This window comes from Sphingosinicella sp. LHD-64 (assembly GCF_031157375.1).
GTDB lineage: Bacteria > Pseudomonadota > Alphaproteobacteria > Sphingomonadales > Sphingomonadaceae > Allosphingosinicella.
The window spans coordinates 786,815-810,817 of sequence record NZ_JAVIFV010000003.1; the positions used below are offsets into that span (position 1 = coordinate 786,815).

The 24,003-nt window shown below is 68.5% G+C and carries 19 protein-coding genes; 8 read left to right on the plus strand and 11 right to left on the minus strand.

The features are described 5' to 3' along the window. Positions 1 to 200 precede the first annotated feature (200 nt). From nagA to RCO27_RS11875, 3 genes are read right to left on the minus strand one after another with little or no spacing between them, the layout of a single operon-like run. On the minus strand, positions 201 to 1,361 hold the full coding sequence (nagA, locus tag RCO27_RS11865) for an N-acetylglucosamine-6-phosphate deacetylase (RefSeq protein ID WP_309002879.1): 1,161 nt from the start codon (positions 1,359 to 1,361) through the stop codon (positions 201 to 203). After that, a complete protein-coding gene (locus RCO27_RS11870) occupies positions 1,358 to 2,374 on the minus strand; it encodes an SIS domain-containing protein (protein WP_309002880.1) in 1,017 nt (338 codons plus the stop codon). Before RCO27_RS11870 ends, nagA begins: the two co-directional genes overlap by 4 nt. After that, on the minus strand, positions 2,371 to 3,111 hold the full coding sequence (locus tag RCO27_RS11875) for a GntR family transcriptional regulator (RefSeq protein ID WP_309002881.1): 741 nt from the start codon (positions 3,109 to 3,111) through the stop codon (positions 2,371 to 2,373). Before RCO27_RS11875 ends, RCO27_RS11870 begins: the two co-directional genes overlap by 4 nt. Before the next feature lie 227 nt (positions 3,112 to 3,338). On the opposite strand from RCO27_RS11875, the gene RCO27_RS11880 reads away from it, so the two are divergent. The 4 genes from RCO27_RS11880 to nagE are packed head-to-tail and all read left to right on the plus strand — an operon-like array spanning position 3,339 to position 12,474. After that, on the plus strand, positions 3,339 to 6,005 hold the full coding sequence (locus tag RCO27_RS11880; protein WP_309002882.1) for a TonB-dependent receptor: 2,667 nt from the start codon (positions 3,339 to 3,341) through the stop codon (positions 6,003 to 6,005). A gap of 54 nt (positions 6,006 to 6,059) precedes the next feature. Next, on the plus strand, positions 6,060 to 8,315 hold the full coding sequence (locus RCO27_RS11885; protein WP_309002883.1) for a family 20 glycosylhydrolase: 2,256 nt from the start codon (positions 6,060 to 6,062) through the stop codon (positions 8,313 to 8,315). Next, positions 8,312 to 10,792, plus strand: a complete 2,481-nt coding sequence (gene ptsP / locus RCO27_RS11890) for a phosphoenolpyruvate--protein phosphotransferase (protein WP_309002884.1) — start codon at positions 8,312 to 8,314, stop codon at positions 10,790 to 10,792. Before RCO27_RS11885 ends, ptsP begins: the two co-directional genes overlap by 4 nt. Next, the gene (gene nagE, locus RCO27_RS11895; protein ID WP_309002885.1) at positions 10,789 to 12,474 is read left to right on the plus strand and encodes an N-acetylglucosamine-specific PTS transporter subunit IIBC; all 1,686 of its coding nucleotides are present in this window, start codon (positions 10,789 to 10,791) and stop codon (positions 12,472 to 12,474) included. The genes ptsP and nagE overlap by 4 nt, the downstream gene beginning before the upstream one ends. Positions 12,475 to 12,477: 3 nt before the next feature. On the opposite strand, the gene RCO27_RS11900 is transcribed toward nagE, so the two are convergent. The 8 genes from RCO27_RS11900 to RCO27_RS11935 form a co-directional block, all read right to left on the minus strand. Then, positions 12,478 to 13,161, minus strand: coding sequence for a response regulator transcription factor (locus RCO27_RS11900; protein WP_309002886.1), 684 nt, complete (start codon positions 13,159 to 13,161; stop codon positions 12,478 to 12,480). After that, on the minus strand, positions 13,158 to 15,842 hold the full coding sequence (locus tag RCO27_RS11905) for a sensor histidine kinase KdpD (RefSeq protein WP_309002887.1): 2,685 nt from the start codon (positions 15,840 to 15,842) through the stop codon (positions 13,158 to 13,160). Before RCO27_RS11905 ends, RCO27_RS11900 begins: the two co-directional genes overlap by 4 nt. Beyond that, on the minus strand, positions 15,839 to 16,429 hold the full coding sequence (kdpC, locus tag RCO27_RS11910; protein WP_309002888.1) for a potassium-transporting ATPase subunit KdpC: 591 nt from the start codon (positions 16,427 to 16,429) through the stop codon (positions 15,839 to 15,841). Before kdpC ends, RCO27_RS11905 begins: the two co-directional genes overlap by 4 nt. Before the next feature lie 12 nt (positions 16,430 to 16,441). Next, the gene (gene kdpB / locus RCO27_RS11915; protein WP_309002889.1) at positions 16,442 to 18,484 is read right to left on the minus strand and encodes a potassium-transporting ATPase subunit KdpB; all 2,043 of its coding nucleotides are present in this window, start codon (positions 18,482 to 18,484) and stop codon (positions 16,442 to 16,444) included. An 11-nt stretch (positions 18,485 to 18,495) separates the two neighbouring features. Continuing rightward, positions 18,496 to 20,214, minus strand: a complete 1,719-nt coding sequence (gene kdpA, locus RCO27_RS11920; protein WP_309002890.1) for a potassium-transporting ATPase subunit KdpA — start codon at positions 20,212 to 20,214, stop codon at positions 18,496 to 18,498. Positions 20,215 to 20,228: 14 nt separating this feature from the next. Further along, a complete protein-coding gene (gene kdpF / locus RCO27_RS11925) occupies positions 20,229 to 20,318 on the minus strand; it encodes a K(+)-transporting ATPase subunit F (RefSeq protein ID WP_309002891.1) in 90 nt (29 codons plus the stop codon). A 109-nt stretch (positions 20,319 to 20,427) separates the two neighbouring features. Next, the gene (locus RCO27_RS11930; RefSeq protein WP_309002892.1) at positions 20,428 to 21,270 is read right to left on the minus strand and encodes a TorF family putative porin; all 843 of its coding nucleotides are present in this window, start codon (positions 21,268 to 21,270) and stop codon (positions 20,428 to 20,430) included. 127 nt (positions 21,271 to 21,397) lie between these two features. Further along, positions 21,398 to 21,994 carry a hypothetical protein gene (locus RCO27_RS11935; protein WP_309002893.1) on the minus strand — a complete coding sequence of 199 codons (597 nt, stop codon included), beginning with the start codon at positions 21,992 to 21,994 and terminating at the stop codon, positions 21,398 to 21,400. Between the two features lie 184 nt (positions 21,995 to 22,178). On the opposite strand from RCO27_RS11935, the gene RCO27_RS11940 reads away from it, so the two are divergent. From RCO27_RS11940 to RCO27_RS11955, 4 genes are all read left to right on the plus strand, one after another. Beyond that, positions 22,179 to 22,697, plus strand: a complete 519-nt coding sequence (locus tag RCO27_RS11940; RefSeq protein WP_309002894.1) for a glycine zipper 2TM domain-containing protein — start codon at positions 22,179 to 22,181, stop codon at positions 22,695 to 22,697. Between the two features lie 30 nt (positions 22,698 to 22,727). Further along, positions 22,728 to 22,952, plus strand: coding sequence for a KTSC domain-containing protein (locus RCO27_RS11945; RefSeq protein ID WP_309002895.1), 225 nt, complete (start codon positions 22,728 to 22,730; stop codon positions 22,950 to 22,952). Between the two features lie 104 nt (positions 22,953 to 23,056). After that, on the plus strand, positions 23,057 to 23,365 hold the full coding sequence (locus tag RCO27_RS11950) for a hypothetical protein (protein ID WP_309002896.1): 309 nt from the start codon (positions 23,057 to 23,059) through the stop codon (positions 23,363 to 23,365). A 74-nt stretch (positions 23,366 to 23,439) separates the two neighbouring features. Continuing rightward, a complete protein-coding gene (locus RCO27_RS11955; RefSeq protein ID WP_309002897.1) occupies positions 23,440 to 24,000 on the plus strand; it encodes a hypothetical protein in 561 nt (186 codons plus the stop codon). Positions 24,001 to 24,003: the final 3 nt, after the last annotated feature.

Genomic DNA, 24,003 nt, shown 5'->3' on the forward strand with positions numbered 1-24,003 from the left:
GCCTCCCGGCCTCGCCTATGGTCCCATTATCGGTCCCATTTTATAGCTGCGATAGGGAGATATGTCCAGAGACCGCATAGGACTGAGAAATCAGCCTAAGCCTTATAAATCAAGGATAATTGGCAATTTCACAGCATATCATGAAAGCTCACAGATTCCCAAGTTTGGCGGACTCCCGCTCCGCCATTGCACACCGGTCGTCAGATCCGGATCATCAACTCCTGGCCGGACGTGCCGCGTATCCAGGTTTCGGTCACGTTGAACTCGGAATCGAGCACGGCGAAATCGGCGAACGCCCCTGGAGCAACGCGGCCGAGCCGGTCGCCCAGGCGGAGGAAATCGGCGGCGTGGGTGCTCGCCATCCGGAGGGCCGCCTCGGGGCTGACGTCGAGCATCGCGATCGCATTGCGGACAGCCAGCGCCATGTCGAGATCGGAGCCGGCGAGGGTGCCGTCGGCATTGACGCAGACACCGTTCTCGACATGGATCGGCTGGCCCTGCAGCATGAAGCTCTTCTCGGCCATGCCGACGCTCGGCATCGCGTCGGTGACGAGCATGAACCGCTCGACCGGCTTGCAGCGCAGCGCGAGCCGCATCGTCACCGGATCGATATGGCGCCCGTCGACGATGAGCCCGCACCAGCTCGCCTCGTCCTCCAGCGCCGCGCCGACCGCGCCCGGCTCGCGGCTGGTGAGCGGCGACATCGCGTTGAACAGATGGGTGAAGCCGGCGAGCCCGGCGTCGAGCGCGGCGCGGATGTCGGCATAGCGGCCGTTGGTGTGGCCGGCCGAGACGATCACCCCGGCCTCGACCAGCCGCCGGATCATCGCCGGGGTCGTGCGCTCGGGCGCGAGCGTGACGAGGGTGAGGCCGTTGCGAAGGCCGGTCAGCGTCTCGAAGCCCTCGTCGTCCAGCTCGCGGATCTTGGAGGAATCGTGGATGCCTTTGCGACGGCTGTTGAGATAGGGGCCCTCGATATGGATGCCGAGCACGCCCGGCACACCGGCTTCGATCGCGGCATCGACCGCGCGGATCGCCTCGTGCATGACCGACAGATCGTCGCTGATCAGGGTGGGCAGGAAGCCGGTGGTGCCGAAACGGCGATGCGCGGCGCCGATGGTGGCGATCGTCTCCACCGTCGGCGCATCATTGAACAAAGCACCGCCGCCGCCGTTCACCTGGACGTCGATGAAGCCGGGGACGAGCATCGCGCCCTCGAGGTCAATGCGTCGGGCGGCCACCGGCACGTCCGACTCGGCCGCGACGGCCGCGATACGACCCTCCTCGACGAGCACGGCCTTGCCGGCCCTGAAGCCGGAATCGAGCAGAACCGGGCCGTTGAGGAAAGCGGTCAGACTCATACCGTCTCCGTGACCTTGGCGAGGTGGGGCGGGTGGTCCGGATCGAAGCCGCGGCGGACCGACAAGGTCACTGCGGCACGGTAGAAGCTCTGGATCTGCAGCATCGGCTCCAGCACCGGATCGTGCCTGACGCTTGGCAGCGCATCCGTGCCGGTAACGAAAACCTCGGCACCACGCGCGGCCACGTCGCAGATCAGCTCGTCCACGCTCTCCTCGGTCTCGTCGGACTGGCGGAAGACGAGCAGCGGCAGATCGGGGCCGACCAGCGCCATCGGTCCATGGCGCAGCTCGGCGGCGCTGAACGCCTCGGCATGAAGGCCGCAGGTTTCCTTGAGCTTGAGCGCGGCCTCCTGCGCGACACCAAGCCCGAGACCGCGGCCGATCACATAGAGTCCACGCGCACCGGCCAGCCGGTCGGTCAGGGGCGCCCAGTCGCAGTCCCAGGCGCGCGCAAGCAGGTTCGGCGTCGCGGACAGAGCCTCGTCCAGGGACTCGTCACCAGCCCAGGCGGCAGCCAGCGACGCCACCGCGGCGAGCGATGCGATGAAGGACTTGGTCGCCGCCACGCTGGTCTCGGGAGCGGCGTGCAGCGGCAGAACATGATCGGCCGCCGCGGCGAGCGGCGAGCCGGGATCGTTGACCAGGGCGACGGCCAACGCGCCGCCTCGCTTCGCCGCCTCGACCGTGGCGATCAGGTCCGGACTGCGGCCGGACTGGGAGATGGCGATGCAGAGCATCCCTTCGGCCGCCGACGGCGCGCCGTAGACCGAGGCTACCGAAGGCGCGGCCGAGGCGGTCGGGATGCCGAGCCGGGTTTCGATCAGATATTTGGCGAAGGTCGCGGCGTGGTCCGAGCTGCCCCGCGCGCAGGTCATCACCGCGCGTGGTGGATCGTCGCGGAGGCGATCGGCGAGCGCGGCCACGGCATCGCGATTCGCGGCGAGCTGAGTCGCGACCGCCACATGGGCCTCGCACGCTTCCGTCCACATGCGGGTCTTGGCGGGATCGATCATCCGAGATCGTTCAGCTCGGCGACGAAATCATAGGCGTCGCCGCGATACCAGGACTGGGTCATTTCGACCGCGCGGCCATCTTCCAGGAAGCCGCGCCGTTCGATGAGGAGGCCGGGGGCGCCCGGCTCGATCCCCATCAGGCTCGCCTTCTGGCCGTCGAACAGGACGGCGCGCAGCCGCTGCAGCGCGCGTACCGGCCGGGTGCCCGATGCGTTCAGCGCCTCGTAGAGCGACCCGTGCACGACCGCGAGATCCGGCAAGGCGAAGCCGGGAATGGTCGAATATTCGAGCGCCATCGCGAAATCGTCGGCGTAGCGGATGCGGTTGAAGCGATAGACCGGCGTGCCGGGGCTCAGGCCCAGCATCAGCGATTCGTCCGGCGTCACAGCGCCTTCGCTGCGCGAGATCCATTCGCTGCGCGAACTGCGGCCACGCGCCGCCATGTCCTCGGAGAAGGAGGTGAGCTTTGAGAAGCTCTTCTCGACGCGCCCGGAGATGAAGGTGCCGGCGCCCTGACGGCGCAGGAGAAGACCGTTGCCGACCAGCCCGTCGAGCGCCTTGCGGATGGTGATTCGCGAGACCGCGAAATCCTCGGCGAGGTCCCGCTCGGAAGGCAGCGCCTGTTCGGGCTTCAGGACACCCGATTCGATCGCATGCCGGAGCCGCTCCTCCAGCCGCCGATAGAGCGGTCCGCGGCCTTCCTCAGGCTCGAATCCGATCTGTGCGGCTAGGCTCATGTGATGGTCAGCTCCCCTCTTGTCAGACCAACATAATACCAATCAGTTACCATTTGCCAGAGGTTTTTCGCTCAGCTTGGCCCTTTCTTCCAAACAAGCCTCTTGACGGAATGATGACAGTAGCAGATGGTCCGCTTATTGGTCTCCGTTTGGTATCAGATTGGTTCTGTTCAAATGCGAGCCTGCAAGCCCGGGACAACGGGCAGCAGTCAGTGGGGAGAAAGTCAATGATCCGTCGGCTTCTGATTGGTTCTGCCAGCGTGTGTGCGTTGGTCGGTGCAGCCGCACCGGCCTGGTCCCAGGACACCGCGCAGGGCGCGGACGCGCCGGACGGGGAAATCATCATCACCGGCATTCGCGGCTCGGTCGTCCAGTCGATCGAGGCCAAGCGCGATTCGAGCGTGATCGCCGACTTCCTCACCGCCGAGGACATCGGCCAGTTTCCGGATCGCAACGTCGCCGAGGCGCTGCAGCGCGTGCCCGGCATCGTCATCAACCGCGAGTTCGGCGAGGGCGAGCGCGTCTCGCTGCGCGGCACCGCGCCGAACCTCACCCGCACCCTGATCAATGGCCATGCGGTCGCGACCGCCGACTGGTTCATCCTCGACCAGGTCGCCTCGACGCGCAGCTTCAACTATCTGACCCTGCCGTCCGAGATCGTCGGCCAGCTCGACGTCTACAAGAGCCCGCAGGCGGACATCGAGGAGGGCGGCATCGGCGGCACGATCAACGTGCGCACCCGCAACCCGCTCGATCTCGAACCCTTCACCGTCTCCGCATCCGCCGAGCTGGTCTATTCGCAGCTGCGCGATTCGGTCGATCCGCAGGCGTCGGGCCTGGTCAGCTGGCACAATCCGGCCGGCACGTTCGGCATCCTGATCGGCGGCGTCTACCAGCGCCGGGACATCCGCCGCGACGGCATCGAGGTGTTCGGATACCGCTCCTTCCCAGTCGGCGGCGGCCAGGAGGCGCTGGTGCCGACGCTGATCGGCTCCGCGCTCTTCACCCAGGAGCGCGAGCGCTACGGCGGCAATATCGGCATCCAGTTCCGTCCGTCCGACCAGCTGGAGATCAACCTCACCGGCATGTACTCGCGGTTCAAGGCGGACAATATCAACCGCAACTACATCGCCTGGGGTGAGCAGGCGCTCGGCGGCGGCGGCACGATCACCGGCGCGACCATCGTCGACGGCGTGGCGGTCGCCGGCAACATCGCATCGCCCAACGGCGGCACCACCGGCGCCGCGATGGTCTACGATACGATCGCGCGCGCGGCGGTGGCCGAGACCTGGTTCGCCGACCTCGACATCACCTATCGCCCGACCGACGCGCTCACCATCCACCTGCAGGGCGGCTGGACCCGGGCGAGCGGCGACACCTCGAATGAGAATTTCTTCGAGGTCGCTGCACCCGGCGCCTTCAGCTACGACCTGCGCGGCGGCGTCCCGCAGGTGAGCTTCACCAGCCCCAATCCGCTGTCGCCCACCGGCAACCGGATCGACTTCGCCCGGATCCAGTCGGTCACCAACGACGACGAGGAGAAATATATCTTCCTCGACGTCGAGCACGAGATCGACTGGGGTCCGCTCGAGGCGCTGCGCGTCGGCTTCAAGTTCACCGATCACGACCGCGCCGCCGACCGTCTTTCCACTGCCGGCGGCATCCTGACGCCCGGCCTGATTTGCGGCGGCGCGCCCTGCGTGGCCGGCGATTTCGCGGGCGGGAGCCTGCCCGGCAACTTCCTCGGCAATATTGCCGAGCCGGGCACGCTGACCGATTATTGGACGGTGGACGCGCGCCGTCTCGCCGAAATCTACGGCGCTCAGGATCCGTCGATCACTGAGCGTTTCGTCGTGCCGGGCAACGTCTATTCGATCAACGAGAAGACCTATGGCGGCTATGCCCTGGCCCGCTTCCGCGGCGACGGCTGGCGCGGCAATGTCGGCGTGCGCGTCGTCAGGACCGACCAGACGTCGATCGGCAACATCATCGGCGGCGCCAATCCCGAATTCGTGAATCCGTTCGGTGGCTTCACGCCGACCACGGCCGAGCGCTCCTACACCGACGTGCTGCCGAGCGCGAACCTCAGCGTCGACCTCTCCCGCAGCCTCGTGCTGCGTTTCGCGGCGGGCCGGACGGTCACGCGTCCGGACTTCGTCGACATCACACCCGGTGTTGATCTCAACGGCACGGCGCTCACTGGCCGCGGCGGCGACCCGAACCTCGATCCCTATCGCGCCAACCAGTATGACGTGTCGGTCGAATGGTATCCCGACCGTGAGACGCTCGTCGCGCTGGCCCTCTTCTACAAGGACATCCAGTCCTACATCGTCAGCGAAACCGGGACCGAGATTCTGCCCGGAACCTATGTGCCCGGCACCGAGCCGGCGGGCTGCGTGCCGGCCGGGGGCGGCGATCCGAACCTGTTCAACTGCCCGTTCCTGGTCGATCGCCGGACGAACGGTCCGGGCGGCCGCAACCAGGGCTTCGAGCTCCAGGTCTCGCGTCCGATCTGGCGGGGCTTCGGCGCCATCGTCAACTACACCTATTCGGACGCGCAATCGAACGATGGCGATCCGATCCCGGGCAACAGCAAGCACACGCTGAACCTCACCGGCTATTACGAGAACGATTGGCTGTCGGCCCGCCTTTCCTACAATTATCGGTCGAAATTCTTCATCGACTTCAACCGGTCGGCGCCGCTCAACCAGGGTTCGACGGAATCGCTCGATGCCTCGCTGAACGTCAGGATCACCGACAACATCTCGCTGACCGCCGACGCGATCAACCTCACCCGCGCGTCGATCATCCAATATTCCGGCACACCGGATCTGCCGCGCGCGATCTACGACAACGGCCGGCAGTTCTACTTCGGCGTGCGCGTGCGCTACTAGGAGACGAGTCGGGGCCGCATAGACAAGATCATGCTCCGGCGGAGGATGTCGCGCGTGCCCCGATTTGCCGTTCCGGCCCTGCTCGCGATCTGGTTGTCGGCCCCCGCCTTGGCGCAGGAGCCGACGGCCGCATTGCTGCCGATGCCCCAGTCCGTCGTCGCACAGCAGGGCCGCTTTACGGTGTCGGCGCGCACGGCGATCCTGGCCTACAGCGATGACGAGCGGCGGGCAGCGCAACGGTTCGCCGATTTGCTCGGACGGACCACGAACACCCGGCTGGTGACAGGCGGTGGCGCGGCCGGAGCCGGCATCGCGTTCCGGACGGCTGCGGGGATGCGGACGGAATCCTACCGGCTGGAGGTCACCGCCAATGGCGCGACGATCACCGCCTCCGATTTTGCAGGCCTGTTCTATGGAGGTGTTACCCTCTGGCAGCTGCTGACCGCCCGGCCGGGCCTCACCGCTGAAGCCGTCATCATCGAGGACGGGCCACGCTTCGGCTGGCGCGGGCTGATGCTCGACAGCGCGCGGCACTTCCAATCGCCCGAGTTCGTCATGCGGCTGATCGACTGGATGGCGGCGAACAAGCTCAATCGCTTCCACTGGCACCTGACCGACGATCAGGGCTGGCGCATCCAGATCAACCGCTATCCGCGCCTCACCGAGATCGGCGCGTGGCGCACCCCGGCGTCCGCGCCCGACGCTCCGACCTTGCCGCAGACGGGCGGCTACTACACGCAGGACCAGATCCGCGAGATCGTCGCCTATGCCCGCGAGCGCGCGATCGAGATCGTGCCGGAGATCGACATGCCCGGCCATGCCCTCGCGGCGGTGCGCGCCTATCCGGAGCTGGGCACGGGTGTCGAGCCGCCGTCGGGAATCGAATCCGACTGGGGCGTTTTTCCCTATCTCTACAATGTCGAGGACGGCACCTTCATCTTCCTCGAGAACGTGCTGGACGAGGTGCTGGCGCTCTTTCCCGGCAGGTACATCCATATCGGCGGCGACGAGGCGGTGAAGGACCAGTGGCGCGCCTCGCCCCAGGTCCAGGCGCGGATGCGCGCGCTCGGCATCGCCGACGAGGCGGCGCTGCAAAGCTGGTTCATGGCGCGGATCGGACGCTTTCTCGACACACGCGGCCGGCGACTGATCGGCTGGGACGAAATCCTGGAGGGCGGCATTCCGGCCAGCGCTACGATCATGTCCTGGCGCGGGATCGACGGCGCGGTCCATGCGGCGCGCGCCGGGCATGACGCGGTGCTCTCCCCCGCGCCCGTCCTCTATCTCAACCACCGGCAGGCGGGCGGGCCGGAAGAGCCGCCCGGCCGGGGCCAGATCGTCTCCCTGGCCGATGTCTATGCCTTCGATCCCGCCCCAACCTCACTGACGCCGGCCGAACAGGAACATATTCTCGGCCTTCAGGCGAACATGTGGACCGAACATGCCCGCACCGAAGAGCGCGTCGCCAGCATGATGTTCCCGCGCGCGCTCGCGGTGGCGGAGCTCGGCTGGTCGCCACGCGCGTCGCACGATTATGCGGGTTTCGTCCGCAGGCTGGTGCCGCAGCTGGAACGGCTCGGGAGCCTTGGCCTGCAGCCGTCGGTGAGCGCGTTCCGGCCGGTCGCCGCCGAGCGTTTCGATCCCGCCGCGAACCGCGTTGCCGTCACTTTGTCCAATCAGGCAGAGACGGATGTGCGCTACACTCTGGACGGCTCGATGCCGACTGCCGCCTCGCCGCTCTATGCAGCGCCGCTCGACCTCGCTCTTCCGACCCGCCTGCGCGCCGCCGGTTTCCTCGGCACAGGCGCGCTGCCCGGCGAACTCGATCACAGCTTCGATTCCGCGAGCGTCAGACGGCGCGACGACACGCAGCTCGAGCTGTGCAGCGAGAATATCGCCCTTTCGCTGGAGGACGATGCACCGGCGGAAGGCGAGCGTGCCGTCTTTCTCACCGATATCCAGAACCCCTGCTGGATCTACGAGGATGCGCCGCTGGACGGCGTGACAGCGATCGAGATCGACGTCGGCCAGATCCCGTTCAACTTCCAGATCGGCCGCGACATCGAGCGCATACGCTTCCGCCCGCCCGCCACGCCGGCCGGCGAGATGGAGGTGCGCGCCGGCGGGTGTGAGGGCGAGCGGATCGCGGTGCTGCCACTCGGCTCCGCCGTCGGGAATCCGGCGGTGACGCGCCTGCGGGTCCCGATCGCGGCGAGGCGGGGACAGGCCGACCTTTGCTTCACCTACACGGCAAACGGACCCAACCCGATGTGGGCGATCGACGCGGTGCAACTGGTGCCGGGGTCGTGACCGCGATCATTCTCCACGCGCCGTTCGCCGGGTGGGCCGCGCCGCTCGACGAAGTCCCGGACGCGGTCTTCGCCGAACGGATGATGGGCGACGGCCTCGCCATCGACCCGCTCGAAGCCGTGCTACGGGCGCCTTGCGATGCCGAGGTGATCTCGGTCCCCGCCACCGCTCATGCCGTCACGCTGCGCCTCGCCAACGGCGCGGAGCTGCTGATCCATATCGGACTGGAGACCGTGGCGCTGGGCGGTGCGGGCTTCACCGCCCATGTCGCGGCCGGGCAGCAGGTCCGTCGCGGCGATCCGCTGATCGACTTCGATCTCGATCTCGTCGCCGAGCAGGCGAAGAGCCTGATCACCCCGATCGTCCTGACCTCCGAAGGCTATCGGCTCGCGGCGCTTGCGGTGGATCGTGCCGTGGCGGCGGGCGATCCGATTGCCGAAGTGTCCGGCGGGCAAGCCCCCACGGCTGTCGCGCCGGCGGAGCAGGAGGCGCATCGCACGGACATTTCGATCGGCGTTCCGAACGGCATTCATGCGCGGCCCGCCGCGCGTATTGCCGCCGCTGCCAAAGGCTTTGCTTCCGCGTTGGACATCGAAGCCAGGGGCAAGGCGGCCGACGCGCGCAGCCCGGTGGCGCTGATGACCCTGGGCCTTGTGCAGGGCGACACGGCGTCGCTGGTCGCGCGCGGTCCCGACGCCGAGGCGGCGCTCGTCGCGCTGAAGCGCCTGATCGAAACCGGCCTGGGCGATGAGCATGACGCCACGCCTCGCCCCGTGCCCTCAGGGGCGCCGACCGCGAAGGGAGCACTCCGCGGCGTCTGTGCCGCGCCCGGCCTTGCCGTTGGACCCGCCGCGCAGTTCGCGGCGGCGGACATCCGCGTGGAGGCGCGCAGCCGCGGCACCGAAGCGGAGCGACACGCGCTCGCCGCCGCCCGGGCGAAGGTGGCAACGGAGCTGGCCGGTCAGGGCGGCAGCATCGCGCTGGCGCATGAAGGACTGCTCGACGATCCCAAGCTGCTCGCCCTCGCCGATGCCGGGATCGCGGCCGGGCAGAGCGCCGGCATCGCCTGGCAGGGCGCGATCCTCGAGACCGCCGAGGCGCTGCGCGCGACCGGACAGGCCCTGCTGATCGAGCGGATCGACGACCTCCACGATCTGGAGCGACAGGTCCTCGCCGCGCTCGCCGGCGAAGCAGGGCGGGTGTCGCGCGCCTTTCCGGATGGCGCGATCCTGATCGCCGATCTCCTGTTCCCGTCGGACATGATGGCGCTCGATCTCACGACGCTCGGCGGCATCTGCACCGCGCGGGGCGGGCCGACCTCCCATGTCGCGATCCTCGCCGCCTCCGCCAGCGTGCCGATGCTGGTGGCGGTTGGCGATCGGATCGCCGATATCCCGGAAGGCAGGGCCGTCATCCTCGATGCGAGCGCCGGCTGGGTCGATCCCGCACCCGATGACGCGGCGCTCGCCGCAGCCAGCCAGCGGGTCGACGATCGCCGACGCATCCGTGCGGCGGAGGCCGCCGCCGCCACCGAGGACTGCCGGATGGCCGATGGCACGCGGATCGAGATCTTCGCCAATCTCGCATCGCCCGCAGAGGCGCAGCGCGCCGTCGCGGCCGGCGCCGAGGGCTGCGGGCTGTTGCGCACCGAGTTCCTCTTCCACGACCGGGCGGATGCCCCGTCCGAGGACGAGCAGGCGGCGGTTTATGAGGATGTGGCGCGCGGACTCGGCGGGCGTCCGCTGATCGTGCGCACGCTCGACGCTGGCGGTGACAAACCACTCCCCTATCTTCGCGTGCCGCAAGAGGAGAATCCCGCCCTCGGCCTGCGCGGCGTCAGGCTCAGCCTCGCCCGGCCGGACCTGCTGGCGACGCAGTTGCGCGCCATCCTGCGTGCGACAGGCGCGGGCGATATCCGGATCATGGTCCCGATGATCGTCGATGTCGCGGAACTGCGGTTCGTGCGTGCGCTGCTCGATGAGGCGGCCGATGCGCTGGGCCTCGGCGCGACGCCGCTCGGCGTGATGGTCGAAACGCCCGCCGCTGCCTTGCTCGCCGGAAGTCTCGCGGCCGAAGCCGATTTCCTGTCGATCGGGACCAACGATCTCACCCAATATGCGCTCGCGGCCGATCGCGGAAACCCTGCCACCGCTTCCCGGATCGATGCGCTCCATCCTGCCGTGCTGCGTCTGATCGCGGCGACCGGCGAAGGGGGCCGGCGGCACGGCAAATGGTTCGGCATCTGCGGCGGCGTCGCCTCCGACCCGCTCGCCGCGGCGATCCTGATCGGGCTCGGCGCCACCGAGCTTTCCGCGACGCCCGCTGCGATCGCGGCACTCAAGGCGGCGGTGCGGCGGCTGACGATGGCGGATTGCCGCGCCCTCGCCGTGCGTGCGCTGGAGGCGGAGACCGCGGAGGCCGTCCGTATCCTCGCAGCCGAAGCGCAGACGCCCGCTTTCGAAGGAGCCACGGCATGAAGCTCGGCCTCGACCGCCTCCAGCCGCTGGGCCGCGCCCTGATGCTGCCGATCGCGGTGCTGCCGGTCGCCGGCCTGCTGCTCCGTCTTGGCCAACCGGACCTGCTGAACATCGCCTTCATTGCTGCGGCGGGCAGCGCGATCTTCTCCAATCTCGGCCTGCTGTTCGCGATCGGCGTCGCGGTCGGCGTCGCCCGGGAAAATCACGGCGCGGCGGGCCTCGCCGGCGCGGTCGGCTATCTGGTCACGATCGAGGGGGCGAAGACGCTGCTCGTTGTCCCGCCTGAGGTAACGGCGGCTTATGCCGAGCAGGCGGGCAAGGATCTGGCGTCGGCCGCCTTTGCCGCGCGCGAACTCGCCAAATTGAGCGTCCCTGCCGGCATCCTCGCCGGGCTCACCGCAGGCTGGCTCTACAACCGCTACGCCAACATCAAGCTGCCCGAATATCTCGCCTTCTTCGGCGGGCGCCGCTTCGTGCCGATCGCGGCAGGGTTCGCCGGCATCGTCGGCGCGATCGCCTTCGGCCTCGGCTTCCCCTGGCTCGAGCAGGGGATTGACACGCTGAGCCGTTGGGTGGTGAGCTCCGGGCCGATCGGCCTGTTCATCTACGGCGCGCTCAACCGGTTGCTGATCGTCACCGGCCTCCACCATATCCTCAACAACATCGCCTGGTTCATCGTCGGCGATTATGGCGGCGCGACCGGCGACCTGCAGCGCTTCTTCGCGGGCGATCCGGACGCGGGCGGCTTCATGTCGGGCTTCTTCCCGGTGATGATGTTCGGCCTCCCCGCCGCCTGCTTCGCCATGTACCGCTCGGCGCTGCCGGAGCGCCGCAAGGCGGTGGGCGGCATGCTCCTCAGCCTGGCGCTGACCTCGTTCCTGACCGGGGTCACCGAGCCGATCGAGTTCACCTTCATGTTCCTCGCGCCGTTGCTCTACGCCGTGCATGCGGTGCTGACCGGCCTTTCGATGGCGCTGATGGACGCGCTCGGCATCCGGCTCGGCTTCAGCTTCTCCGCAGGCCTGTTCGACTATGTGATCAATTTCGGCTCCTCGACCCGGCCGCTGCTGCTCCTGCCGGTCGGCACCGCCTATTTCGCGGTCTATTATGCGGTGTTCCGCTTCTGCATCCTGCGCTTCGATCTGAAAACGCCCGGCCGTGACGTCGCGCCCGCGCAGGCCGCAACGCCGCAGGACGACCGCGGGCGCGCCGATGCGATGATCGCTGCGCTGGGCGGCCGCGCCAACCTGCTCACCGTCGACGCCTGCACCACGCGCCTGCGCCTCACCCTCGCCGATCCGGCGCTGGCCGACGAAGCGCGACTGAAGGCGCTCGGCGCGCGTGGGTTGGTCTCGCCCGGCGGAAACGCGCTCCAGGTCGTGCTCGGCCCGCAGGCCGACCAGGTTGCGACCGAGATCCGCGATGCCCTCGCCGGCCCTGCGGCTGCCCCGCTCTCGGCATTGCTGGACGTCCTCGGAGGCGCCGGCAACGTCAGGGCCCTGCAGGCAAGATCCGGCCGGTTGCGGGTGCGCGTGAATTCGGCCGAGAAGATTGATCCGGACCGGGTGAAGGCACTCGGAGTAAGAGGCTTTGCGGTCGTTTCACCCACCGGCATTCATGTCCTGGCGGGCGACCAGGCCGGCATCTGGTCGGAGGAATATGCCCGCGCGACGGGTTCGTGAAGCCTAGTCGCCCGGCGGAGTCAGGCGGTAGCCGACACCGGGTTCGTTGCGAATCAGCGTCGGGGCGGAGGGATCGCTTTCCAGCTTGCGGCGTACCGCGCGCGCGGTGACGCGCAGATATTCGACGTCTCGTTCATGCGCCTCGCCCCAGACGGTACGCAGGATCTGGCTGTGGGTGACGACGCGGCCGGGATGGCGGGCGAGCTCGGCGAGGAAGCCGAATTCCTTGGGCGTGAGGTGGACCTCCAGGCCGGCCTTGGTCACCCGGCGCGCGGCGAGGTCGATCTCGACGTCGCCGATCGCGACGGCCGGCGCGTCGGCGGCGAGACGGTGGCGCAGCGCCGTGCGAACACGGGCGAGGACCTCCTCGGTGTCGAACGGCTTGGTCACATAATCGTCGGCGCCGAGATCGAGCGCGGCGACCTTCTCCTCGGTCGCCTCGCGTGCGGAGATGACGAGCAGCGCCGCACCCGCCGCCTTGACCAGCGGCACCAGCTCCATGCCGTCGCGATCGGGCAGGCCGAGATCGAGCAGCACCGCCTCGGGCTTGTCGATCTGGAGCGCGGTCAGCGCCTCGCGCGCGGTCTCGGCCTCGATGACGCGATAGCCGGCACGCTCGGTCGCGGCACCGAGCAGGCGGCGGATGGCGCGCTCGTCGTCGACGATGAGGATCTTCGCGCCGTTCATTCGGACGGCGCCGGCTTGACCAGCACGCTGGCCGGGAAGCGGATGGTGAAGGCGGCGCCGCGCGGCTCCTCGCGGGTGGCGGCGGAGACGGCGAGGCCCATCGCTTCGGCGAAGCCCTTGACGATGGCGAGCCCGAGGCCGGTGCCGCCCTTGCGGTCCGAGCCTTCGAGGCGGGTGAATGTCTCGAAGATCGCCGCCTCGCCCCCGGGCGGGAGACCAGGACCGTGGTCGATCACCGAGAGGGCGATGCCGTCCGGCCCGCGTGCCGCGGAGATCGTGATCGGCGTGTCGGGATCGGCATATTTCCCTGCATTTTCAAGCAGGTTGATCAGACAGTGGTGGAACAACTGCGGATCGACCCGGACCAAAGGCAGCTCCGGTGAGACGTCGAGGTCGATCTTGTGGCCCTCGAGCGCGCGGCGGAGGTCGTGCGCCGCGCTGGCGATGGCGTCGGTGAGATCGACCGCCTCGAGCTGGAGACGCAGCGCGCCGGCCTCGATCCGCGCCATGTCGAGCAGGTTGGCGACAAAGCGGTTGAGCCGCTCGGCCTCGGCCTGGAGCGAGGTGAGCAGCGCCGGTTCGGCCTCTCCGGCGCGCTTCAGCTCGGCGACCGTCGCGAGAATCGCGGTGAGCGGGGTGCGCAGATCGTGGCTGACCGAGGACAGCAGGGCGGCCCGCAACCGGTCGCGTTCCTTGAGATGCGCGATCGTCGCCATCTCGTCCTCGAACCCCATCCGCTCCAGCGCGAGCGCGGTCTGGCTGAGCAGGCTGAGCAGCAGCGGCAGCTGGTCCGGGCGGAGCGCATCGCCGCCATCCGGCCGTGCGATGCCGAGCACGCCGAGCGTGCGCTCCCCGGCGATCAGCGGCTGGAACAACCAGTCCGACGCGGTCAGCGTGTCCGAGCCGCGTCCGGCCGGCTGGCCATGATCGAACGCCCAGGCCGACGCCGCCTGCTCGATCACGCCGAGCTCGTCGATCGGCGGGACGGCGGCGGCCGGCGCCAGCCCGTCCTCGCCCGGCAGCAGCAGCACCGCATCCACGCCGAACAGGCGGCTGACCTCGCCGCACAATATCTGCCCGACTCCGGCCTTGTCGGTGATACCGGTGAGCGCCCGGGCATAGCCGGCCAGCGCGGAATTCTGCCCGGCGCTGCGCTGGGCGAGGTCGGCCTGGGCGCGCACCCGCGAGGCGAGCTGGCTGGTGACGATCGCGACGCCGATCAGCACCAGCACGGTGATCAGGTTGCGCGGGTCCTGGATGGTCAGGGTGTAGAGCGGCGGGATGAAGAAGAAATTGTAGCAGAGCGAGGAGAGGAGGCCGGCGAACAGGCCGGTGCGCAGGCCATAGCGGGTCGCCGCGAACAGGACCGGAATCAGGTAGACCAGGCCGATATTGGTGATCTCGCCCAGCGTATAGATGCTGACGCCGAGCAGGGTGACGAGCGACACCAGCAGGGTCGAGATCGCATAGCCCGACGGCGGGCCCCAGAGGTTCTTCTTCTTGACACCCGTGCCGGTCCGTGACGGTGCCGCACCAGCCTGCTCCATCGGCAGGACGTGGACGGCGACCCCCGGCGTCTCGCGGACAAGCCGGTCGACGACGGAGCCGTGGCGCAGCTCGAAAAAGCGCGAGCGCGCCGATTTGCCGACGACGAGCTGGGTCGCGCGCGCCTCGCTGGCGAAGCGCTTCAATCCCTCCAGAACCGATGTCGCCGGCACCGAGGCGACCCGCGCGCCGAGCTGACTCGCAAGCTGCATCACCGCGGCCAGCCGCTGGCGCTCGTCGTCGGTGAATTCGCGCTCGCGCGGCGTTTCGATATGGAGGGCAGTCCAGGGCGCGCGCAGCGCATCGGCGAGCCGTTTGGTCGCGCGGACCAGCCCATCGGCGCCCGGCAGCTCGCTGATGGCGACCACGATCCGCTCGCCCGCCGCCCAGGTGCCGGCCAGCGCATGGGCGCGCAGATGCTCGAGCATCTGATCGTCGACCGCCTGCGCGGCGCGCCGGAGCGCCATCTCGCGCAACGCGGAGAGATTCGACTTGGAGAAGAAGTGCCCCAGCGCCCGCGTCGCCTCGTGGGGGACGTAGACCTTGCCCTCCTTCAGGCGCTCGATCAGCTCGTCGGGCGGGATGTCGACCACCTCGATCTCGGCATTTTCGAGCACGCTGTCGGGCACCGTCTCGCGCACCCGCACGCGCGTGAACGAGGCGACGACGTCGTTGAGGCTCTCGAGATGCTGGATGTTGATCGTCGAATAGACGTCGATGCCGGCGGCGAGCAGCTCCTCGACGTCCTGGTGGCGCTTGGGGTGGCGGCTCTCGGGCGCGTTGGTGTGGGCCAGTTCGTCGACGAGGACGAGGGCGGGGCGGCGGGCGAGGATGGCATCGAGGTCCATCTCGGTCAGCGTCCGGCCCTGATAGGCGATCTCCCGGCGCGGGATGATTTCGAAGCCCTGAGTGAGCGCCTCGGTCTCGACCCGGCCGTGCGTTTCGACCACGCCGACGACGACATCGATCCCGGCCCGCCGGCGGACCGCGGCGTCGGTCAGCATCTCGTAGGTCTTGCCGACCCCGGGCGCCGCGCCGAGGAACACCTTCAGACGCCCGCGGCCCTCCTGCGCGGCTTCGCGCAGGAGGGCCTCAGGAGACGGGCGTTCGGACTCGATGTCGCGTCGTCGGGTCACCGGCGCGCTTGTGCGCCGATACTATCGAGTTGTCGATTGAGCAGCAGCACATTGACGTGGGGATCGCCCAGCACGCCCAAAGTGGGACGCTCGATCGACCGCTCGACGAGCGCGCGCACCTCGGCCGCCGGCAGGCCCCGCGCCGAGGCGACGCGGTTCACCTGGGCGAGGGCGTTGGCCGGCGAGATGTCGGGGTCGAGGCCGGAGCCGGAGGTCGTCACGATGTCGGCCGGGACAGGCCCGGTGACGCCCTCGGCGCGGGCGGCGGCGACGCCTTCGCCGATCCGGTCGGCCAGCGCCTGCGAGGTCGGGCCGAGGTTCGAGCCCGAGGAAGCCGAGGCATTGTAGCCGTCGCCGGCCGCGGACGGGCGCGGGTGGAAATAGCGCGGCTCGGCGAAATTCTGCCCGATCAGCGCGGAGCCGACGATCCGGTCGCCGTCCCGAATCAGGCTGCCATTGGCTTGGCTCGGGAACAGCGCCTGGCCGAGGCCGAGGATGACGAGCGGGTAGAGGAGGCCCGTGATCAGCGTCAGCAGGATCAGGAAGCTGAACGCGGGGCGGAGCGCGGTCTTGATGTCGTTGCCCATGGCTGGAGTTCCTTAAGCGAGGCCGATGCCGGTGACGGCGAGGTCGATGAGCTTGATGCCGATGAACGGCGCGACGATGCCGCCGAGGCCGTAGATGGCGAGATTGCGCCGCAGGATGTCGCCGGCCGGGGCGGGGCGGTAGGTGACGCCCTTCAGGGCCAGCGGCACGAGCAGCGGGATGATCAGCGCGTTGAAGATGATCGCCGACAGGATCGCGCTTTCCGAGGTTCCGAGCCCCATCACGTTGAGCACGCCTAGGGAGGGATAGAGCACCACGAAGATCGCCGGGATGATCGCGAAATATTTCGCGATGTCGTTGGCGACGGAGAAGGTGGTGAGCGCGCCGCGGGTCATCAGGAGCTGCTTGCCGAGGCCGACGACCTCGATCAGCTTCGTCGGATCGCTGTCGAGATCGACCATGTTGCCGGCTTCGCGCGCCGCCTGGGTGCCGGTGTTCATGGCAAGACCGACATCGGCCTGGGCGAGGGCAGGGGCGTCGTTGGTGCCGTCGCCGCACATCGCGACGAGCCGGCCGCCGGTCTGCTCCTTGCGGATGAGGGCGAGCTTGTCCTCCGGCGTCGCCTCGGCGAGGAAATCGTCGACCCCCGCCTCGGCCGCGATCGACGCGGCGGTCAGCGGATTGTCGCCGGTGATCATCACCGTACGGATGCCCATCCGGCGCAATTCGCCGAAGCGCTCGCGCATGCCGGCCTTGAGGATGTCCTTCAACTGGAGCACGCCCAGCAGCCGGCCGTCCTTCGCCACCGCGAGTGGCGTGCCACCGGTGCGGGCAATCTCCTCGGAGACCCGGCGAAGATCGGCCGCGGCGCCCGAATCGGCTGCGGCGGGGACTGCGCGCAGCACCGAATCGACCGCGCCCTTCTGGATCAGGCTGTCCTCCAGCTTGAGGCCCGACAGGCGGGTCTGGGCGGTGAAGGGGATGACGACCGCCTTCTCCGGCATGCCCCGGTCGGCGACGCCGTATTTCTCGCGGGCCAGCGCCACGATCGAACGGCCTTCCGGCGTTTCGTCGGCAAGGCTGGCGAGATAGGCCGCCTCGGCGAGCTCGGCTTCCGGGATTCCCGGCAGCGGCCTGAACTCGGTGGCGTGGCGGTCGCCGATCGTCACCGTGCCGGTCTTGTCGAGCAGCAGCACGTCGACGTCGCCCGCCGCCTCGACCGCGCGGCCCGATTTGGCGAGCACGTTGAAGCGCACCAGCCGGTCCATGCCCGCAATGCCGATCGCGGACAGGAGGGCAGCGATCGTGGTCGGAATGAGGGTGATGAGCAGGGCGGCAAGCAGCGGCACCGGGACCGCGTCGCCCGCATAGGTCGCGAAGCTCGGGATGGTCGAGACTGCGATCAGGAAGATGATGGTGAGGCCGACGAGCAGAATGGTGAGCGCGATCTCGTTCGGCGTCTTCTGCCGCTCGGCACCCTCGACGAGCGCGATCATCCGGTCGAGGAAGCCGTGACCCGGCTCCTGCGTCACGCGCACCTTGATCCAGTCCGAGATAACACGCGTGCCGGCGGTCACCGCCGAGCGGTCGCCACCGCCCTCGCGGATCACGGGCGCGGATTCGCCGGTGATCGCGGCCTCGTTCACCGAGGCGACGCCGCCGATCACCTCGCCATCGGCGGGGATGAGATCGTCGGTTTCCACGAGCACGATCTCGCCGGCCATCAGCTGGGTGGCCGGCACCTTCTCGTAGGTGTCGCCGACCCCCAGCATCCGCTTGGCCCAGAGCTGCGCCTTGGTGTCCCTCAGCGACGCCGCCTGCGCCTTGCCGCGGCCTTCCGCCAGCGCCTCGGCGAAATTGCCGAACAGGACGGTAAGCCACAGCCAGAAGACGAGCTGGATCTGGAAGGCGACCGTGCCCGTGCCGTGCCCGGTGCCGAACAGCACCGTCAGCAGCAGGGCCACCACACCGGTCGTGAACATGACCGGGTTGCGGATCAGCTGGCGTGGATCGAGCTTCTTGAAGGAGTCGAGGATCGCCGGGCCGATCAGGCTCCAGGTGAAGATCGACGGACGGACTTGTGCGTGACGAGTCATGTGTATGGCTTTCAGAAGAGCTGGCCGTGGATCATCGCGAGATGATCGGCCGCCGGACCGAGCGCGAGCGCCGGCAGGAAGGTGAGGCCGCCCAGGATCAGGATCAGGCCGGCGAGCAGGCCGATCCACAAGGGACCGGTGGTCGGGAAGGAGCCGGGGCCGGCCGGCACCTGCTTCTTCGCCGCGAGCGAGCCGGCGATGGCGAGCACGGGGATGATGATGAAGAAGCGGCCGATGAACATCGCCACGCCCAGCGTCGAGGCCCAGAAGGGGTTGGACGCCGTGAGGCCGCCGAAGGCCGAGCCGTTGTTCGCCGCCGCCGACGTATAGGCGTAGAGCATCTCGGAGAAGCCGTGCGGACCCTGGTTCAGCAGGCCTTCGAGCCCCTGCGGCAGCACACTCGCCAGCGCGGTGAAGCCGAGCATGCACAGGGGCAGCACCGCGATCGCGATGATCGCCAGCTTCACCTCGCGCGATTCGATCTTCTTGCCGACATATTCGGGCGTGCGCCCGACCATCAGGCCGGCGACGAAGATGGCGAGGATGCAGTAGAGCAGGACGCCATAGAGACCCGCACCGACGCCGCCGACGACGACCTCGCCGAGCTGCATGTTGAACAGCGGGATGAGCCCGCCGATCGGCGTGAAGCTGTCGTGCATGCCGTTCACCGCGCCGCAGGAGGCGGCGGTCGTGATCGCCGCGAACAGGGCGGTGGCGGCGACGCCGAAGCGGGTCTCCTTGCCCTCCATGTTGCCGCCCGCCGGATCGACGCCGGCGGCATGGTGGATCGGGTTGCCGGCGGATTCGGCGATATAGGCGGTCGAGACGCCGGCGGTGAACAGCACCAGCATGGCGGCGAGGATCGCCCAGCCCTGCTTCGTGTTGCCGACGGCCTTGCCGAAGGTCCAGGTGAGGCCTGCGCCGAGCGCGAAGATCGACAGCATCTGGAGGAGGTTCGAGAACTGGGTCGGATTCTCGAACGGATGGGCGCTGTTGGCGTTGAAGAAGCCGCCACCGTTCGTGCCGAGCATCTTGATCGCTTCCTGGGAGGCGACCGGTCCAAGCGCGATGATCTGCTCGGCGCCCTCCATCGTCGTCGCGACGACGGAGCCGGCGAGCGTCTGCGGCACGCCGGTGAAGACGAGCACCAGCGCGTAGATGATGCACGCAGGCAACAGGATGTAGAGCGTGATCCGGGTGAGATCGGCCCAGAAATTGCCGATCTTCGCCGTTTCCTTGCGGGCGAAGCCGCGGATCAATGCGAAGGCGACGGCGATGCCGGTCGCGGACGACACGAAGTTCTGGACGGTGAGGCCGAGCATCTGGACGAGGTGGCCCATCGTCGTCTCGCCGCCATAGGATTGCCAGTTGGTGTTGGTGACGAAGCTCACCGCGGTGTTGAACGCAACCGGTGTCGGAACGGCGGGAAAGCCCTGCGGATTGAGCGGCAGCCAGGCCTGGAGCCGCTGGAGCGCGAAGAGCAATACGATGCCGAAGATGTTGAACAGCAGCATCGCGACCGCATAGCCGCGCCAGTTCTGCTCCCTGGCCGGATCGACACCGCCGGCGCGGTAAAGCAGGCGCTCGACGGGGCCGAGTGCGTAGCTCGCGAAGGTCGGCCGACCTTCGTAGATGGCGAAGAGCCAGGCGCCCATCGGCCTGGCGATGAGCGCGGTGAGGGCGACGAAGCCCAGGATGAGGATCCAGCCCTCGGGGGTGGTGTGCGACATGGGAAAGCGCCCCTTCAGAAGCGCTCGGGCCGTGCGAGCACGGCCACGAGATAGACGAGGAGGAAGAGGGCGGTGAGCCCGCCCAGCCAGAGTTCCAGGGTCATGCGCCCTCTCCTTCGCCGCCCTCGCCGAGCAGGCGGATGAGCAGCAGGCCGAGCAGGCTCAGCCCGACGATGATTGCGATCCACATCAGGTCGTCCATGGCGCTTCCCCTCAGAAGCTCGCGGTCAGGGAGACGACGACCGCGCCGTCGGCGATCGATCCGGTGCCGTCCTGGCCCAGGCTGAAGCTGGGCTGGAGATAGGCTGCCTCGCTCCGGCTGATGTCCGTGTCGACATAGGAGACGTTGAACGTCAAGTTGCGCCACGTCACGTCCGCGCCGACCGACCAGTCCCAATATTCGCCGGTCGGGGCGAGGCTCGTCGCGTTCGGGCCGAGGCCCGAATTGCCGCTGGTATAGCCGATATGCGCCTTGGCGGTGACGGGCGTGCCCGCAATCGCGACGGCGCCGTCGCCCCAGACGTAGAGATTGTCCTCCTTGTCGCCGGGATCGTTGTAGACGCCAGCCGCCGCGTCGGCGCCGGTGAAGTACCAGCGCCCGAGCGCCTGCTGGCTGGGCGCATAGGCGACGCCCGCGGTCAGCGTCGCCGGGCCGGTGGTGCCGGTGAGCTTGACATAAGGCTCGGCGAAGTCGGTCTCGTCCGCGCCGCCGGGATACATGTACCAGACCAGGCCGACGTCGAGCGTGGCATTGTCGGACAGTCGCGCCCTGTAGCCGCCGATCAGGTCGAGTTCCATATTGGCGCCGCCGAACGTGCCCCAGCCCGACAGGTTCGAACCCCAGGTGCCGACATAGAAGCCGCTCCTGTGGGTGAGCGTCAGGCCGCCCTGGACGGCCATATTCTCGTCGGTCTGCGAGATGCCGCGGAACCGGTAGTCCGAGGCGATGGCGGCGGAGCCGCTGATGGTGAAGGCGCGCGGCGCCTCGGTCTGCGCGAGCGAAGGGGTCGAGAAGGCGGACGCGGCGAGGGCCGCAGGCAGGCAGAAACGCAGCATGGAAATCTCCGAAACCCCGACGCGAGGCGCATCGGTCGTCGGAGGCGCAAATGGTCCCCGTTCGGATTAGATTTCCATGTGAAGTGCGGGCGGGCCGCGTAAAGAAAGCGTAAGGGCGCTGGATGGGTCAGCGCGGCTCCACGCTGATCTGGGAGATATGCCAGCGCCGCTGCTCGGCGGTCGATCCGGGCACGTCGTTGACCCGACGCAGCATCGCGGTGCCGGACGCATTGAACGGCGCGCCGTCCCGGAGCCGCCCGTAAACTTGCACCGGCACCTCGACATAGAGCGAGCCGGCGGCGCCTTCGATCTCGCCTGGCCCGCCGATATTGGCATGATATTCCCGGTAGCGTTCGAAGCCCGAGGCGAAGTCGGTCTCGCTCTTGCCGCTCGCCCTGCCGTCATCGGACCAGAGCCGCCGCGCCTCGCCGTAGCGCCGCTGCTCGATCAGCGCGAAATAGCTCTGCAGCACATTGGCCGCGCCCTGCGCGCTGGTCTCGGCAAACGGCCCTTCGTCGACCGGCGTGCGATCGTCCGGCAGGCCGCCCGGTTCGCCAGGCGCCGGCGGATCGAGCAGCGCCTCGGCCACCTGGTTCGCTTCCGGCGGCTGTTCCAGCGCAACATTCTGCCGGGCCTCGTTCTGCGCCGCCGCGGGCGCCTGGGCAGGCTCGCGACTGCAGGAGGCCAGCAACAGCAAGGAGGCGAGACAGAAGCGAGGAGACATGACTGATCCACGTTAAGCAACAGGTGCGATCCAAACCGCCATCCGGCTATCGCGTTCCGGGATTTGCGACGGGTGCCAAAATTGTCTCGGATACGGAATATTTTTTGGAAACAAGCCGCGGTGGCGCTCGTTCTTGGTGGCGGAAGCACCGAGTGCCTGGTGCGAAGGGATGAGGAGAATCCTGATGCGTACACTGCTGCTGGCCGCCGCGATGGCCGCGACGGCGATCCCGCTTGCCGCCACACCGGCCGATGCGCAGGGCCGCAACGAGCGCCGCGAGCTGCGCGAATGTCGCGAGGACCTGCGCGACGCCGACAGCCGCCGCGAATATAATCGCGAGCGGCGCGACTGCCGACGCGACCTGCGCGAGGCACGTGCGCGCGACTGGCGGCAATATCGCCGCTACGACCACAACCGCCCGCCGCCGGGCGGTTATTATGCCGACGATTATTATCGCGACGGGCGCTACTATCGCGAGCGGCGGCTGACCCGCAACGACCGGCTCTATCGCGGCCGCGACGGGCGCTATTATTGTCGTCGCAGCGATGGCACGACCGGCCTGATCGTCGGCGCCGGCGCCGGCGCGCTGCTCGGCAATGCGATCGACGGCGGCCGTTCGAGCCTGCTCGGCACATTGATCGGCGCCGCCGCCGGCGGTGCGATCGGCCGCGAGATCGAGCGCGGCAACATGCGCTGCCGCTAACGGCCCGCCAGGATGACGGATCAGGGACCCATGCCCTCATCCGTCATCCGCGACTTCGCCTACCGGCCCGGGGCCGGGGAGCTGGAAATCCTGTTCACCACCGGGCGGCGCTACGTCTATCACGACGTTCCGCCCGCCGTGGTTTCGGCACTTGCCAGCGCGGGCAGCAAGGGCCGCTATTTCAACGCCCGCATCCGCAACCGCTTCCGCTACTCTGAGAAGACTGCGAAAAACCCGCCCCGCCGCCGGCGTTAAACCGTGGGTGAACGGGCGCGTCGCCCGCGGTTCATGCAACAAGGCGTATCTTCCGCGCGTCTCTTTCGGGTGTCCGGATGAGGACGTTTGATGGGAGTTGGATCATGCGTACCATTCTTATCGCCGCCGCCGCCACGATCGGAACGCTCGGCGCGATGGCTCTACCGGCCGCGCCGGCCGCCGCGCAGTATCGGGGTTACGGCTATCAGGACCGCGACGTCCGCCGCGAAATCCGCGAATGCCGGCGTGAGCTCCGCCGTGCCGACAGCCGGCGGGAATATCGCCGCGAACTGCGCGAATGCCGCCGCGAGATCAATCGCGCGCGCTGGGACAATCGCTACGATCGTTACGACCGGCGCTGGAACCATCGCTACGACCGGCGCTATTATCGCGACCGCTATCGCGGCTGGTGACAGGCGCTGATTGACTTGCCCCGCCAAGGGGCAGAGCATCCCCCCTTCCGGGCAACCAGGAGGGGGGATTTGCCATGGCCACCGAACCGATCGCGCCTGCGCAGCCGAACGATCGCGGCGCAACGCTGATCAACCTCGCACGCGGCGCCAAGGTGCTGGCGCTGCTGTTCTTTTTCCTGCCTTGGGTGACGGTGTCCTGCGCCGGCCAAGAACTGGCGTCGATGAGCGGCTACGAGCTGGCGACCGGATCGGTCAGCGTCACCAATCCGATGACCGGCCAGCGCGAGACGCCGCCCGGTGCGGGGGAACGCGACTTGCCGGTGATCGCCGCAGCGGCACTGATCGCGCTGGCGCTGGTGGCGAGCTTCCTGCTTGCCCGCGGCTTCGGCGCGCTCGTCGCGGCCGGCGGCGCCGCGGCTGCCGCGGCCCTTGTCGCCTACACCGTCTTCCACCGGATCCCGGGCAAGCTGCACCAGGGGCCGACGCCCGCCGGCGACGCCGCCGATGCCGGCATCAACCAGCAGCAGATCGCCGAGATGATCCGCATCGAACAGGCGATCGGTTTCTGGCTGGTCCTCGCGGCACTTATCGCAGCGGTCGCCTTCAACCTGATGGCGCGCAGCCGGACGCCCTGAGCT